Annotated in this window: 16 protein-coding genes; 7 read left to right on the forward strand and 9 right to left on the reverse strand. The window is 70.6% G+C overall.

The features are described 5' to 3' along the window. Positions 1-53: 53 nt before the first annotated feature. The 3 genes from OG254_RS29915 to OG254_RS29925 form a co-directional block, all read right to left on the reverse strand. Positions 54-410 (reverse strand): hypothetical protein, encoded by a 357-nt coding sequence (locus tag OG254_RS29915; protein ID WP_405587661.1) that lies wholly within the window; start codon positions 408-410, stop codon positions 54-56. 71 nt (positions 411-481) lie between these two features. Next, on the reverse strand, positions 482-853 hold the full coding sequence (locus tag OG254_RS29920; protein WP_405587663.1) for an ATP-binding protein: 372 nt from the start codon (positions 851-853) through the stop codon (positions 482-484). Continuing rightward, entirely contained in the window at positions 850-1,038 is a 189-nt protein-coding gene (locus OG254_RS29925) for a hypothetical protein (RefSeq protein ID WP_405587666.1), read from the reverse strand. The genes OG254_RS29920 and OG254_RS29925 overlap by 4 nt, the downstream gene beginning before the upstream one ends. 116 nt (positions 1,039-1,154) lie before the next feature. Between OG254_RS29925 and OG254_RS29930 the strand changes: the two genes are divergently transcribed. Both OG254_RS29930 and OG254_RS29935 read left to right on the forward strand, forming a co-directional pair. After that, on the forward strand, positions 1,155-2,009 hold the full coding sequence (locus OG254_RS29930; protein WP_405587669.1) for a helix-turn-helix domain-containing protein: 855 nt from the start codon (positions 1,155-1,157) through the stop codon (positions 2,007-2,009). Then, a complete protein-coding gene (locus tag OG254_RS29935; protein ID WP_405587672.1) occupies positions 1,987-2,193 on the forward strand; it encodes a DUF397 domain-containing protein in 207 nt (68 codons plus the stop codon). The genes OG254_RS29930 and OG254_RS29935 overlap by 23 nt, the downstream gene beginning before the upstream one ends. A gap of 5 nt (positions 2,194-2,198) precedes the next feature. Here the strand turns inward: OG254_RS29935 and OG254_RS29940 are convergent, their stop codons facing one another. The 6 genes from OG254_RS29940 to OG254_RS29965 form a co-directional block, all read right to left on the reverse strand. After that, positions 2,199-2,618 (reverse strand): hypothetical protein, encoded by a 420-nt coding sequence (locus tag OG254_RS29940; protein ID WP_405587675.1) that lies wholly within the window; start codon positions 2,616-2,618, stop codon positions 2,199-2,201. 90 nt (positions 2,619-2,708) lie between these two features. Beyond that, positions 2,709-4,070, reverse strand: a complete 1,362-nt coding sequence (locus OG254_RS29945) for a protein kinase domain-containing protein (protein WP_405587677.1) — start codon at positions 4,068-4,070, stop codon at positions 2,709-2,711. Next, on the reverse strand, positions 4,067-4,807 hold the full coding sequence (locus tag OG254_RS29950; RefSeq protein ID WP_405587680.1) for an FHA domain-containing protein: 741 nt from the start codon (positions 4,805-4,807) through the stop codon (positions 4,067-4,069). The genes OG254_RS29945 and OG254_RS29950 overlap by 4 nt, the downstream gene beginning before the upstream one ends. Positions 4,808-4,959: 152 nt before the next feature. Continuing rightward, positions 4,960-6,534, reverse strand: coding sequence for a protein kinase domain-containing protein (locus tag OG254_RS29955; RefSeq protein WP_405587683.1), 1,575 nt, complete (start codon positions 6,532-6,534; stop codon positions 4,960-4,962). Beyond that, positions 6,531-7,280, reverse strand: a complete 750-nt coding sequence (locus tag OG254_RS29960; RefSeq protein ID WP_405587686.1) for an FHA domain-containing protein — start codon at positions 7,278-7,280, stop codon at positions 6,531-6,533. The genes OG254_RS29955 and OG254_RS29960 overlap by 4 nt, the downstream gene beginning before the upstream one ends. A 155-nt stretch (positions 7,281-7,435) precedes the next feature. Further along, complete coding sequence (locus OG254_RS29965; RefSeq protein ID WP_405587689.1) at positions 7,436-8,062, reverse strand: hypothetical protein; 627 nt, start codon at positions 8,060-8,062, stop codon at positions 7,436-7,438. A 268-nt stretch (positions 8,063-8,330) separates the two neighbouring features. Here OG254_RS29965 and OG254_RS29970 point away from each other — a divergent pair, with 268 nt between their 5' ends. The 5 genes from OG254_RS29970 (at position 8,331) to OG254_RS29990 (ending at position 13,517) form a co-directional block, all read left to right on the forward strand. Next, positions 8,331-9,185: a bifunctional methylenetetrahydrofolate dehydrogenase/methenyltetrahydrofolate cyclohydrolase gene (locus tag OG254_RS29970; protein ID WP_351196075.1), complete on the forward strand. Its 855-nt coding sequence runs from the start codon at positions 8,331-8,333 to the stop codon at positions 9,183-9,185. Then, a complete protein-coding gene (locus tag OG254_RS29975; RefSeq protein ID WP_405587692.1) occupies positions 9,175-9,678 on the forward strand; it encodes a DUF3017 domain-containing protein in 504 nt (167 codons plus the stop codon). Before OG254_RS29970 ends, OG254_RS29975 begins: the two co-directional genes overlap by 11 nt. Positions 9,679-9,894: 216 nt before the next feature. After that, the gene (locus OG254_RS29980; RefSeq protein ID WP_405587695.1) at positions 9,895-10,419 is read left to right on the forward strand and encodes a helix-turn-helix domain-containing protein; all 525 of its coding nucleotides are present in this window, start codon (positions 9,895-9,897) and stop codon (positions 10,417-10,419) included. 429 nt (positions 10,420-10,848) lie between these two features. Then, positions 10,849-12,141: a DUF2690 domain-containing protein gene (locus OG254_RS29985; RefSeq protein ID WP_405587698.1), complete on the forward strand. Its 1,293-nt coding sequence runs from the start codon at positions 10,849-10,851 to the stop codon at positions 12,139-12,141. 386 nt (positions 12,142-12,527) lie between these two features. Beyond that, the gene (locus OG254_RS29990; protein ID WP_147993253.1) at positions 12,528-13,517 is read left to right on the forward strand and encodes a malate dehydrogenase; all 990 of its coding nucleotides are present in this window, start codon (positions 12,528-12,530) and stop codon (positions 13,515-13,517) included. Positions 13,518-13,553 lie beyond the last annotated feature (36 nt).

Genomic DNA, 13,553 nt, shown 5'->3' on the forward strand with positions numbered 1-13,553 from the left:
GTGCGAGGCTATCGCGTGGGGCGGGGGAGTGGCCCGAGGGCTGGTGGTCCCGCTCAGGTGTTCTTCGGGTACACGGTGTACTCGTGGCAGTCGGCGCATCCCTTGACCAGCGCCTTGTCGAACTTGCCGTGGGGGCTGTTGAGGGTGACCGAGCTCTTGTGGTGGTGCCAGTCGCCCCAGCTGTCCCCGTGGACTCGCACCCATACGTCGCCCTGGCAGCCGGTGTTGTACTTGATGCCGGTGGCCTTGACGGTGCTGAGGTCGAGCGAGTAGACGGACCCGCACGAACGGGTGTACATGAGCCATCCCCGCTCCTCTTCGAGGATCGCGTCGCGTGCGGAGGCCGGGGTGGTGGCGAGCATGAAAGCCGCGGCGACAGTGCCGAGGACGGTGATGGTGCGCTTGGCCATGAGGGTTCCTCCCGTTGTCGAAGCAGGTACCACTGTGGGACGGCGGAGGGCCGCGCGGTACCTCGAACGTTTCAGGGTCCGGACAGCTCGCACCACACCGTCTTGCCGGCGGGCGTCAGCCACACGCCCCAGCGTCGGGCGACCGCGTCGAGCAGGAGCAGGCCGCGGCCGGTCTCGTCGTCCTCGCCCGGGTGGCGGGCGATGAGCCAGGCGTGCGGATCGGGGTCGGTGACCTCCAGGCGGGTACGGCCGTCCGGGGTGCGGAACACGCGGACGGTCACCGGGGTGCTCTCGCCGACGTGCTTGATCACGTTGGCGAGCAACTCGCTGACGCAGAGCTCGGCTTCGGGGCAGGGTGCGCCGAGGTGCTCGCGCACGGCATGGCGTACCTCCGGTACGGCCTTGGGGAGCGCGAGGAGGTCCAGGACGAGCGGGTCGGTCACCGTTCAGCCGCCTTGCGGAGGGCGGCGGCCAGGGCCTCGGCGGTGGCGAGATTGCAGTTTCCGAGCGCGATGAGAGGGCGTGCGGGCAGCGCGGTGAAGGAGGGCAGGTCGACACCGAGGGAGGGGAGCGTGATGCCGTTCGCTTCCAGCGCGGTGCGGAGTTCTTCGAGGTGGGTGTCGGGCATGAGGGGAAGCCTCCGTGTGCGTTCTGTAGTGAACCGCTCACAGAGTGGCGGGGAGTTGCGTACCGTGAAAGGCGTTTCAGCTGCGCACGGCAAGTACGAAACGGCGGTGATGGGCTGTGCCCGCGAAGAAGGACCCTGACGCCTCGATGAACGTCCCCTGTTTCTACGGCGCCGAGTTGCGCTGGAAGAGAGAGCAAGCGGGGATGACGCTGGAGCAGTTGGCCGACGGGAGCTTCCGAGGGATCTCGTTCCTCAGCCAGATCGAGCGCGGGGAGCGGCGGATGCCGGTGGATCTGGCCCTGCATGTGGATCGCAAGCTCGAGACGGACGGGTTTTTCGAGCGGCGGTGCGAAGACGCGGCCAAGGCGAGGCTGACGGGGCATCCGCTGTACTTCCAGGACATCCCGGACCTGGAGAAGCAGGCGGAGACACTGGAGGAGTGGGGGCCCAATGTCATCCCAGGGCTTCTTCAGACCGGGGCGTACATGCGGGGGCTCATCCGGTACGGGGCGCCGTTGACGCCACCGGACAAGATTGAGGAACGCGTCCGTGCCCGGGTGGCGCGTGGGGAGCTGTGGAAACGCAAGGACCGCCCCGCCTATTGGGGCATCATCCGGGAGTCGGTCATCCGGCAGACCCCCCTTTCACCGGGGGAGATGGCCGAGCAGTTGGAGCACATCCTCGACGTGCTCCGGTCGACGCAGGGCGTTCTCCAGATCATTCCGGAAACGACGCCATGGCATCCCCTCAGGAACGGCATGGCGAAGATCATGACGTTCGCCGATGCCCCGCCGTTGGTGTGGTCGGAGGGCAGTTTCGATGGGCAAGTCGTCGACTTTCCGCCCCTCGTGAACGACTACCGAAGGTCGTACGATCTGCTCAGGGCCGTCGCACTCCCACCGGAGACGTCCCTTGACCTGATCGAAGACGCAGCGAGGACCTATAGACATGAAGTGCAGCAGGAGGGTTGACCTGACCTCCGCCGTCTGGTTCAAGAGCAGCTACAGCAACGAGGACGGTGCTGACTGCGTCGAAGTAGCTGACAACCTCCCCGGCATCACCCCCGTCCGCGACTCCAAGACCCCAGAGGGCCCAGTCCTCGCGTTCCCCCGCGATTCCTGGGCCCTCTTCATCGACGCGGTCCGGGCGTCCTAGGCGGCTCAGACCCTCTGCATATAGACCTCGTACCCGGTGGCGGTCCAGTACGAGGAGTCGCCGGGCTTCTTGGAGAAGTCGTCCTCGTCGCCCTGGGGGCAGGCCTGGGGCGAGTAGTCGGTGTCGGTCTTTCCGTTGGTGCCGTACCACTTGATGACGACCTGGGCGCAGTAGCCGTCGTCATCGAGGTCCTTGACCCAGCCGCTGGCGGCCGTGGTGGTGATGGTGCCCTCCGACGAACCCCACGACGTGGACTCGTCCCAGGTGCTCTGGGCTGTGAAGTCGCCGCTGGAGGCCACGAGGACCCAGCCGTCTCCCGGAGCTGCCTGCGGGGCCGGCGCGGCGGCGAGGGCGGGCACGGCCGAGCCTGCGAGGAGAAGCGCCGATGTGGCGGCTCCCAGGGCGGCCTTGCGCAGTATGGACATGTCTTCGCTCCCCGATTTCGATGTCGGTGGTCCGGTTGTTCTGGTCCCTTACGGTGAGGGCCCGGGGAGCAGGCCGGAACCTCGAACAATTCAGGGTGCGGCGGCTGACGATGCGTCCGCCTTCCGCAGCGCGCTCCACGTCCCGGGCCCCACGATCCCGTCCGCGTCCAGTCCCGCCCGCTTCTGGAACGTCACCACGGCACCGTGCGTGAGCGGGCCGAAGTCGCCGTCCACCTCGCCGACTTCCGTGATGCCGTGCAGGTACCGCAGCAGGCACTGCGCCTCGCGGACCTGGCTGCCGCCGTCGCCCCGCTTGATGGTGAACTCCCAGGTGCCGTTCCAGCCGGCGGTGTGGCCGCGGCCGTGGGCCTGGTCCTCGTACACCGCGGGCTTCTCGCAGGTGGGAGGTGCGGAGGTGGTGGGGGCCGAGTCACGGAGTGCGAGTGTCACCGCCGTAGCGCCCAGCACCGCCATCGCCACGACGGCGGCGACCAGCGCCGGACGCCGCCACCGCCGGGGCCGTAGCCTCGGCAGGCGGGCCGAGCGGGAGGTGCCCGCCGCCTCCTCCACGCGCCGCAGGAGAGACGCCGTGTCGTGAGCGACGCGCTCGCGGTGGGTGCGGGAGAGGCAGTCGGCCACGATGTCCCGCCAGGGTTCCGGGAGTTCGGGGGAGAGGCGCAGCTCCTCCACGCCCCTCGCATAGCGCGTCGCGGCGTCCGCGCGGGCCTCCGCCGAGCCTCCGGAGAGGGGGAAGGTGCCCGTGAGGACGACGTGCGCCAGGACGCCGTAGGCCCAGATGTCGGCGGTCGGGCGGATCCGCGTGCCGCGCTCGTCGACCTCCGGCCACAGCAGTTCCGGCGGGGTGTAGTCGGGCGTGGCGAAGGCGGGCGCGTAGGCGTGCGTGCCCTCCAGCTCCGCGGCCATGTTGAAGTCGGCGAGCCGTACCGAACCATCCGCCATCAGCAGCACGTTGGCCGGCTTCAGGTCGCCGTGCAGCCAGCCCGCGTGATGCAGCTGGTGCATGCCCTCGCAGATCTGCGCGAGCAGGGCCGGGCCCGACTCCGGTCTCGGGTCGTGTTCCAGTACGGCGTCCAGGGAGCCCTCGGCCCGTTCGAGTACGAGGACGGTGGCGCCGTCGAGTTCGGGGTGGTCCGGGTCGTCGACGGTCAGGGTGTCGTACATCCGGATCAGCCGGGGTGCACGCAGGCGCCCCAGCAGCTCCACCTCCCTTTCGGCCAGATCGCGCAGGTGGCGCAGCTGGCGTGGGGTGCGGGTGCCGGTGGCCAGGAACTTCAGGGCGGCCATGGGCGGCAGCTCCGGGTCCGGTAAGTCCGTGAGCCGGGCCGCGTAGACCGTGGCGAACGCGCCGGAACCGAGGGGCTCGCGCACCTCCCACGGGCCGATCCGGTAGCCCTTCGGGACGGGAACGGGATAGGCCGCCTGCCCGGTCACCGGACCGCCTGGGCCGTCGCCGCTGTCAGCACGGTCAGGTCGTCCTCGCGGACCAGGTCGAAGCGGAGCGCGAGCGAGACCAGCGATTCCTTCTTGCCGTTGACGCGCCGGCCGGGCTCGGCGGTGTCGGGGCCGGGGCGCAGCCGCAGTTTCAGGGCCAGGTAGTCGATGTTCCAGTAGACGGTCGAGCGGCTGACCGTCGGCCAGGACGGACGCAGTCGCTCCACCAGCTGCTCCACCGTCGGCAGCGGGGCGTGCGGCTCGCCGCGAAGTCGGGGCTCGCACAGGGCGGCCAGCACCGCGAAGTAGCGGCTGGTGCGGTCCAGGACGAACGCCGGGGCCGTCGCAGGGCCGGTCAGTCCCCGGCGGTCGGCACTGCGGAAGGCGTGGCGTGGCGCCCAGACGTCGAAGGTGAGCAGGTCGCCCGCGGCGGGCAGGACCACCCGCGCGAACTCGAACGGCACGGGGGCTTCCAGCCGGCCCGGTGCGATCTTGAGGTGTTCCCCGGCGCCCTCCGGGTTCTCCACGACGTAGGTCTGGTCCTCGCTGAGGTTGCTCAGCATCCAGAAGGAGCGGTGCGCCGTGATCTCCCCGGCGACCCGGGCCACCCCCTGATGCGCGATGGTCAGGCCGCTGTCCGACGCGGCCCTGCCGAACACGAGCCGCTCGCCGGTTGCGATCCTGACTTGGTCGTCCACACTCCCGCACGCAGGCGGTACGACGATGACGCTGTACATGGAGCCGTCCCCCTCAAGATCCCCAGTTCAACGTTCAAGCATGGGCAGGGTAAGGGGTGCCTCGGCTCGACTCCGAAGCTTTCGGCCGACATGGCGCGTCGCGGTCACGGTGCCACCGGCTCCGCGCGAGCGGTACCTGAGAAGTCACAGGGTCACTCCTTGCCCGGCGGGGTGTACTCCTTGAGGTAGTGGGCGACGCGGGCGGCGTAGTCGCGGTACTTCGGGGGAACACCGCCCGCGTTGTTCACCACCTTGGTCGAGGTGCGGTAGGCGGCCGCCAGCAGGACCTGGCGGTCGCCGGACAGGCCGGTCTGATGCAGGAGCGGTTCCATGTAGCAGAGGTAGCGGCCCACGGCGGGGATGGACTCCTCCGGCGTGAGGGGAGGCCTGGGGGTTTCGGTCGCCGGGACGCCGTCCGCGCGGATCCACCAGCGCAGCAGACTCGGCGTCCAGCGGGCGATGCCGTACTCGCCCTCCTTGCCGACGGAGGGGTCGGACAGGTCCGGGTCGAAGTTGCTCTCCGCTTTCAGCAGGGCGGCGATCAGCGCGGGCGCGACCTCGGGCTGGACGCAGTCGTGGGCCGAGTCGACGATGAGGCGCCGGTAGGCCACCGGGATGCCCTTGTCGGTACGGAGTTCGGCGGCGCCGTAGTTGGCGGTCGTGACCTTCGTGTTCTCGCCGCCCGGGTTCCCGCCGTCGCCCGTACCGCCACCGGCCCAGTTGCTGATGCCGTAGCCCAGGGCGGACACCGCCACCACGGCACTCACCGCGGCCAGCATCGTCGTACGGCGGGAGCGGCGGCGGGGGAGCAGGGCGCGCGGCAGACGCGGTGAGCGGCCCGTGCCGGCGGCGGCCTCCACTCGGCGCAGCAGGTCCTGCGTGCCGACGCGGTCCTCGTGGGTGCGGGTCAGACAGTCGCGGACGATCTCCCGCCAGTCCTCCGGCAGTTCGGGGGACAGCCGCAGCTCGTCGGTGCCGCGCGCATAGGCGGCGGCCGCGTCACGGCGGGTCGACGGGGTGGCGCCCGGCAGCGGGAAGGAGCCGGTCAGCAGCAGGTGGGCCAGGACGCCGAAGGCCCACACGTCCGCCGAGGGGCGGATCCGGCGGCCCCGCTCACCGATCTCCGACCACAACAGCTCGGGCGGGGTGTAGTCGGGCGTCGAGAACGCGGGCGTGTACGCGTGCGTGCCCTCCAGCTCCGCGGCCATGTTGAAGTCCGCGAGCCGGGCCGAACCGTCCGCCATCAGCAGCACATTGGCCGGTTTGAGGTCACCGTGCACCCAGCCCGCGTGATGCAGCTGCGCAAGACCCTCGCAGATCTGCGCGAGCAGCGCCGGACCCGCCTCGGGGCGCGGGTCCGCCGCGAGCAGGGCGGACAGGGAGCCCTCCGCCTTCTCCAGTACGAGGACGGTGGCGCCGTCGAGGGCGGGGCGGGCCGGGTCGTCGACGGTGAGGGTGTCGTACATCCGGATCAGCCGTGGCTGCTTGAGCCGGCGGTGCAACTCGACCTCGCGCTCGATGAGTTCGCGCAGGTGGGTGAGCTGGCGGGGGGTTCCGGTGCCGGTGGGCAGGAACTTCAGGGCTGCCGTGGCGGGCTGCGTCTCGTCGTCGCCGACGCGTCTGGCCTCGTAGACGCTGCCGAACGCGCCCGTGGCGATCGGCTCCCGCACCTCCCACACGCCCACCCGGTACCCCCTGGGCACCGGCACGGCGTAGGGCTCGGTCACCGGACCACCCGGCCGGGGGCGGCCTCTTTGAGCACGATGAGATCGTCCTCCCGTACGAGATCGAACCGGAGGGCCAGCGACACCAGTGACTCCTTCTTGCCGTTGAGGCGCGGGCCGGTGTCCGCCGTCTCCGGGCCGGGCTTGAGGCGCAGTTTCACGGCGAGGTAGTCGATGTTCCACTGCACCGAGGTGCGCGAGGCGGCCGGCCAGGTGGGGCGCAGCCGGTCCACGACCTGCTCGACGGTGGGCAGCGCGGCGTGCGGTTCGCCGCGCAGGCGGGGTTCGCAGAGGGCGGCGAGGACCGCGAAGTACCGCTTCGTGCGGTCGACGGAGAAGGCGGGCGCGGTGGTGGCGCCGTCCGGACTGCCCTCGGAGCTGAGGTAGTCGTGGCGCGGCGCCCACACCTCGATGGCCAGCAGATCGCCGGCGGCGGGCAGCACGATCCGCGAGAACTCGAACGGGATCGGGGCATCGAGCCGCCCCGGCCCGACCTTGATGTGCTCACCCGCGCCTTCCGGGTTCTCGACGACGTACGTCTGCTCCCGGCTGAGGTTGCTCAGTATCCAGAAGGCGCCCTGCGCGGTGATCTCACCGGCTCTGCGGGACACCCCGTCGTGCACGATCGCGAGGTCGTTGTCGGAAACGGATCGCCCGAAGCCGAGCCGCTCGCCGGGCGCCAGCCTGTGCTGGGTGCGTTGGCTCTCGTCCTCCGTGGTCGGCGGAGGTACCACAATGATGCTGTACAAGGTGCGTCTCCCCGTGCCTGACGGCTACCCACGTCAGAGTAGGGCGACGCAGCCGGGCCGTGTCCCCCTCGAACAGGTGAGACACGGCCCTCGGCTGTTATTTGGCGTGAACTGTGCCCCGGCTGCCGCGGTATTCCGTGAAGGTCCGGTGTGCGTCAGTAGCGCGGGCGGTTGAACCAGGCGGACGCGGCGCCGTTCACCATCGAGGCGAGGATGATGCCGGCGATGGCGAGGGAGATCAGCCCGCCAAAGGTGGAGGAGCCGCCCCCGCCGTTCACCGTGTTGACGAGGCCGCCGAGGATCATCAGCGAGGCGTACACGATCGTGGTGACGCGGATGCCGCTGCCGCCGTTCTTGAACTTCACGCCCAGGAAGATGGAGAGCGCTCCCAGGCCGATGAAGAGAGCCGCGAGCAGGAAGCCGAGACCGGCCAGGCTGTCGGTGCTGTCACCCGAGCCGACACCGTTGGAGACGTCCTGGAGGGCACCGACGGCGACACCCGCGAAGAGGCCGCCCAGGATCTGGAAGCCCGCGAGGATGAAGAGGAAGACGCGGGCCGTCTTCATCAGACCCGGCATCTCCATCGGCATCATGGCGCCGCCCGGGTAGCCGGGGTAGCCGGGGTAGCCCGGCTGACCCTGCGGGTAGCCGTAAGCGGGCGGCTGCTGCGGAGCGCCCTGCGGGTAGCCGTAACCGGGCTGACCCTGTGGCTGCTGCGGCGGGTAACCGGGCTGGCCCTGGGGAGGCGGGCCGTAAGGGTTGTTCGGGTCGCCGAAACTCATGGCGGTCTTTCCTCCGTTGTCCGAGTGCGGGGACGCGCGGCACGGTGCGGAGGAAAGTTGACTGATGCGGTTCGTCCCCCCGGTACAGCCCGCGGCACTGCAGTCACATCGTTCTTTAGTCGGCTCTTACTTGTCCAGCCGCATTCCCTATGTGTTGTGCAAGTGCAACATCGCTGATCATGGGCGGATACGGGGGTAGATGGGGTGACGCAGGCCACGTGGGACCCGGATTGGAACCGGGAGGGCGTCATCCAGGAAGATGGGAGTCATGACCGCCCAGATTCTCGATGGCAAGGCCACCGCAGCCGCGATCAAGTCCGACCTGACCGCCCGCGTGGCGGCGCTGAAGGAGAAGGGCGTCACGCCCGGACTCGGCACGGTCCTGGTCGGGGACGACCCCGGCAGCCAGAAGTACGTCGCCGGCAAGCACCGCGACTGCGCCCAGGTGGGCATCGCCTCCATCCAGCGTGAACTGCCCGCGACCGCGACCCAGGAGGAGATCGAGGCCGTCGTCCGCGAGCTGAACGAGGACCCGGCCTGCACCGGTTACATCGTCCAGTTGCCGCTGCCCAAGGGCATCGACGAGAACCGCATCCTGGAGCTGATGGACCCGGACAAGGACGCCGACGGCCTGCACCCGATGAACCTCGGCCGCCTCGTCCTGAACGAGCCGGCCCCGCTGCCCTGCACCCCGAACGGCGTCCTCACGCTCCTGCGCCAGTACGGCGTGGAGATCAAGGGCGCCGAGGTCGTCGTCGTCGGCCGCGGTGTGACCATCGGGCGTCCGATGCCGCTGCTGCTGACCCGGCGCAGCGAGAACGCGACCGTGACCCAGTGCCACACCGGCACCCGTGACCTGGCCTCGCACCTGCGCCGCGCCGACATCATCGTCGCCGCCGCGGGCTCGGCCCACCTGGTCAGGCCCGAGGACGTGAAGCCGGGCGCGGCCGTCCTCGACGTCGGCGTCTCGCGCAACGCTGACGGCAAGATCGTGGGCGACGTCCACCCCGGCGTCGCCGAGGTGGCCGGCTTCATCTCCCCGAACCCCGGCGGCGTGGGTCCGATGACCCGGGCGCAGCTGCTGGTCAACGTGGTCGAGGCGGCGGAGCGCAGTGTCGGCTGAACCGGGCGCCGGAAAGGCGGAGGAGATCCAGGCCATCGAGGAGACCGACGACATCGAGGTCCGGGATCCGGTGAGCGCGCCGGACGCGGAGGGCAGGCCCCGTCGGACCACCCGCCGCTTCCCGCTCTTCACCCGGGACACGGCCCGCCCCGAGGGCGGCGGCCGCGCGGCGTCCGGCGACCTGCCGGCGCCCGCCCGGCAGTGGCCCGTCCTCGTCGTCCTCGGACTGGTCGGGGTCGGGCTGCTGGTCACCGCGCTCGACGTGTTCCGCGCCGGCACGCTGCTGATCGGCGGGGCCCTGCTGGCCGGTGCGGTGATGCGGTGGCTGCTGCCGAGCGTCGGCATGCTCGCGGTGCGCTCGCGCTTCACGGACATCGTGACGTACGGCGTGCTGGGCCTCACGATCGTGCTGCTGGCGCTGATGGCGCAGCCGGACCCGCTGCTGAGGCTGCCGTTCCTGAAGGACGCGCTGCACTTCACGGTGGAGAACTAGCCCGCGGAAAACCCTGCGCGCGACGGCGGCCCGTCCTCTCCCCCGAGGAAGGACGGACCGCCGTCTGCGTCAACCCTCGGGCACGGTGAACCCGCTGTTCAACGCCTGTCAGTGCGCTGTGGCACGGAAGTGACCGTTCCGCTACGTCGGACACGTCGGGGAACCAAGGCGCCGTGTCGTGTCGTCACCCGATCGGGTCTGGTTCGGAGGTGAGCGATGGGTGCGTGGCAGCCGCTGCCCGACGATCTGCCGTCGGAGGTGCGGCACTTCGTGGTGCAGTTGCGGCAGCTCAAGGACCGTACGGGCCTGAGCCTGGTCGCGCTGGGCGCGCGTACCGCGTACAGCAAGTCCTCCTGGCAGCGCTACCTCAACGCCACCCAGCCCCCGCCCCGGCAGGCGGTCGTCGCCCTGTGCCGGGTGGCGGGGGTCGGCAAGGAGGAGGCCGAACGCTTCGGGGTGCGCTGGGAACTGGCCGTGCAGGCCTGGCCGAAGCCCGTCACGGTGCCCGGGAAGCCGGATGCGACGGGAGAGGCGGGGGAAGCGGGGGAGACCGCGGGCCGTGCGGGCGCCCGCGGTGAGCAGTACGCCGACGAGGAGTACGAGGACGATCCCACGCTGCCCTGGTGGGACGCGCCGCCCAAGGAGACCGGGCCGCCGTCGCGCCGCCTGCTGATGGTCGCCGTCGTACTCGTCGTGGTGCTGGTGCTGGCGGCCGTGATCGGGGCCGTTGCGCTGGGGTGAGCCCGATGGGACGGCGGCGTCGGACTTGCCCGAATACGGCGCATGTGACGTGAGTGATCTTTTATGTGCGTTCTGTGTGTCGATGTGTTGACAAGTTCGCGCATTTGCAAGGAATTCGTTCAGTGGGCGGGCTAGCGTGGTCGAGCGGGACGTCCGGGGCGTCCCGCTCGTCTGTAAGGGCTGTAAGGGCTTACTGCCAGGGTTGTGTCGGCCGGCAAGGGGAGCCGGTGGAACACTGGACGCGGTTGGACGGGCGTGCGACGGTGCATGCCCGCAGTCCCAATGCTCCCGTGCGCCCCCACCCCGGGAACTGAGATCCTTACGTGGCGCATCCCTGTGGGTAGCCACATCGGGGACTCGGCAGAGGGCACCACGCGCGGCGGAACGCGAGAAACACCAGCACGAACCGGGGGGAAGAGGGGGGAAGCAATGCCTCGTTGGAGGGCCTTGCCGGATGAACTCGATCCGCAGGTCAGGGAGTTCGCGAGCCAGTTGCGTCGGCTCGTGGACCGCAGCGGTCTGAGCGTCGCGGCGTTGGCCGACCGCACGGGATACAGCAAGACGTCCTGGGAGCGGTACCTGAACGGGCGGCTCCTTGCGCCCAAGGGCGCGATCGTGGCGCTTGCCGAGGTCACCGGTACGAATCCGGTTCACCTGACGACGATGTGGGAGCTCGCCGAACGTGCCTGGAGCCGTTCGGAGATGCGCCACGACATGACCATGGAAGCCATCCGGATCTCCCAGGCCCGCGCGGCGCTGAGCGAGTTCGGAGCGCCGCCCGCGAACGCCAAGGGGGGCGCGAAGGCGGCCAAGGGCTCACGCCGCGGCGGCAGCGCCACGGCCGCGCCCACGCCCGGGGTGGCGGGTCCGGCCGGTGTGGCACCGACCGTGCCGCCGTCGGTGCCCGTGCAGCCCAAGGCGCCGGAGGTGCGGGACGCGGTGGTCCGGGATGCTCCGGTGCGGGGGTCCGGCGGGGGTGACGTCCGCGAGGAGGAGTCCTCCGGGGCCAACTCGTGGGGCCTGGCGGGGTATCGAGGGCCGTCCCAGCCGGGGAGCCGTACGACGGGAGCCTCCGCGGCATCCGGCGCGTCCGGTATGTCCGGCGCATCCGGTGTGTCCGGGCCGTCCGTGGCGGAGTCGGGTGCCGCGTGGACGCCGGGGACGCCGAGTCCCTACGGCGAGCCTCCGCGGGGGCCTCGTCCCGGCAGTCGCCGCGCCGGTGGGGGCGGCGGGAAGCGGCGGTTGACGATGTTCCTCGCGGGCGTCGTCGGTGTGCTCGTGGTGATCGCGGCGGTGTTCTTCCTGACCGACGGCGTCGGCGGGAAGAAGAACGAGGACGCCGCCAAGTCGCCCTCGCCGACCACCTCGACCGACACCGACCTGCCGGTCGGCGTGAAGTGCAGCGGTGACTCCTGCACCGGCAAGGACGCGGAGGCCATGGGCTGCAGCGGTGACCTCGTGACCACCGCCAAGACCGCGACCGTCGGCGCGGCCGTGGTCGAGGTGCGCTACAGCGAGACGTGCGGCGCGGCGTGGGGGCGTATCACCCAGGCCGCGCAGGGCGACGAGGTGGCCGTGACGGTCGGCAAGGCGAAGGAGACCGGGTCGATCACGGTGGCCGGCGACACGATCGCGTACACGCCGATGGTGGCCGTGAAGGACGCGGGCGAGGCAATCGCCTGCGCGACGCTGGCCGCCGGCACGGAGGGGTGCACGCAGTAGGGCGGCGCCGCTGAGGCCGAAGGGAACCGGGGGGAGGGTGCCGCCTCCCCCCGGTTCCCGTTTCCAGGGGAAAAGAAATCCCCCGCGGCAGGAATGGCCCCCGGCAAAGTGGGCACGCGCACGGTACCCCCACGGGAGTCCGGCATCGGTACCCCCACAGGCGGCCGCCCAGGTTTCCCTCTCCCGGACCGGGCGGCCGCCCCTTTTTGCCGTACTGATGGTCATCCTGTGGGGTGGGCCACAGGGACCCGGCCGTGCGGGATACCGGAGGCGCGATAGCCTGACCGGTGGATCTCTCGACGCCAAGAGATCGATCATCTCAGGGCCCAGGTCCCGCACCCCGGGGGCAGAGACGCCCCATCGCCAGCTGTCATACGGAGAACGCCATGACCCGCACTCCCGTGAACGTCACCGTCACCGGCGCGGCCGGCCAGATCGGTTACGCCCTGCTCTTCCGCATCGCCTCCGGCCAGCTGCTCGGCGCGGACGTGCCGGTCAAGCTGCGTCTCCTGGAGATCACGCCCGCGCTGAAGGCTGCCGAGGGTACGGCCATGGAGCTCGACGACTGCGCGTTCCCGCTGCTCCAGGGCATCGACATCAGCGACGACCCGAACGTCGCCTTCGACGGCGCCAACGTCGCCCTCCTCGTCGGCGCCCGCCCCCGCACCAAGGGCATGGAGCGCGGTGACCTGCTCTCCGCCAACGGCGGCATCTTCAAGCCGCAGGGCAAGGCCATCAACGACAACGCCGCGGACGACATCAAGGTCCTCGTCGTCGGCAACCCGGCCAACACCAACGCGCTCATCGCGCAGGCCGCCGCCCCGGACGTACCGGCCGAGCGGTTCACCGCGATGACCCGCCTCGACCACAACCGCGCGCTGACCCAGCTCGCGAAGAAGACGGGTTCGACGGTCGCCGACATCAAGCGCCTGACGATCTGGGGCAACCACTCCGCCACCCAGTACCCGGACATCTTCCACGCCAGCATCGCCGGCAAGAACGCCGCCGAGGTCGTCAGCGACGAGAAGTGGCTCGCCGAGGACTTCATCCCGACCGTCGCCAAGCGCGGCGCGGCGATCATCGAGGCCCGCGGCGCCTCCTCGGCGGCCTCCGCCGCCAACGCCGCCATCGACCACGTCCACACCTGGGTCAACGGCACGGCCGACGGCGACTGGGTGTCGATGGGTATTCCGTCCGACGGTTCCTACGGCGTGCCGGAGGGGCTCATCTCCTCCTTCCCCGTCACCACCAAGGACGGCAAGTACGAGATCGTCCAGGGCCTGGAGATCAACGAGTTCTCCCGCGCCCGGATCGACGCCTCCGTCGCCGAGCTGGCGGAGGAGCGCGAGGCGGTCCGCGCCCTCGGCCTCATCTGAGCCACCCGCGCCAGGCGCGTCAGCCGCGGGCCCCGT

It is taken from the genome of Streptomyces sp. NBC_01092 (assembly GCF_045039535.1).
GTDB lineage: Bacteria > Actinomycetota > Actinomycetes > Streptomycetales > Streptomycetaceae > Streptomyces.

Coding starts and splice junctions, on each gene's coding strand:
- OG254_RS29925 (WP_405587666.1), bottom strand. CDS start 1,038: ATGCCCGACACCCACCTCGAAGAACTCCGCACCGCGCTGGAAGCGAAC.
- OG254_RS29970 (WP_351196075.1), top strand. CDS start 8,331: ATGACCGCCCAGATTCTCGATGGCAAGGCCACCGCAGCCGCGATCAAG.
- OG254_RS29915 (WP_405587661.1), bottom strand. CDS start 410: ATGGCCAAGCGCACCATCACCGTCCTCGGCACTGTCGCCGCGGCTTTC.
- OG254_RS29980 (WP_405587695.1), top strand. CDS start 9,895: ATGGGTGCGTGGCAGCCGCTGCCCGACGATCTGCCGTCGGAGGTGCGG.
- OG254_RS29935 (WP_405587672.1), top strand. CDS start 1,987: ATGAAGTGCAGCAGGAGGGTTGACCTGACCTCCGCCGTCTGGTTCAAG.
- OG254_RS29990 (WP_147993253.1), top strand. CDS start 12,528: ATGACCCGCACTCCCGTGAACGTCACCGTCACCGGCGCGGCCGGCCAG.
- OG254_RS29965 (WP_405587689.1), bottom strand. CDS start 8,062: ATGAGTTTCGGCGACCCGAACAACCCTTACGGCCCGCCTCCCCAGGGC.
- OG254_RS29950 (WP_405587680.1), bottom strand. CDS start 4,807: ATGTACAGCGTCATCGTCGTACCGCCTGCGTGCGGGAGTGTGGACGAC.
- OG254_RS29985 (WP_405587698.1), top strand. CDS start 10,849: ATGCCTCGTTGGAGGGCCTTGCCGGATGAACTCGATCCGCAGGTCAGG.
- OG254_RS29940 (WP_405587675.1), bottom strand. CDS start 2,618: ATGTCCATACTGCGCAAGGCCGCCCTGGGAGCCGCCACATCGGCGCTT.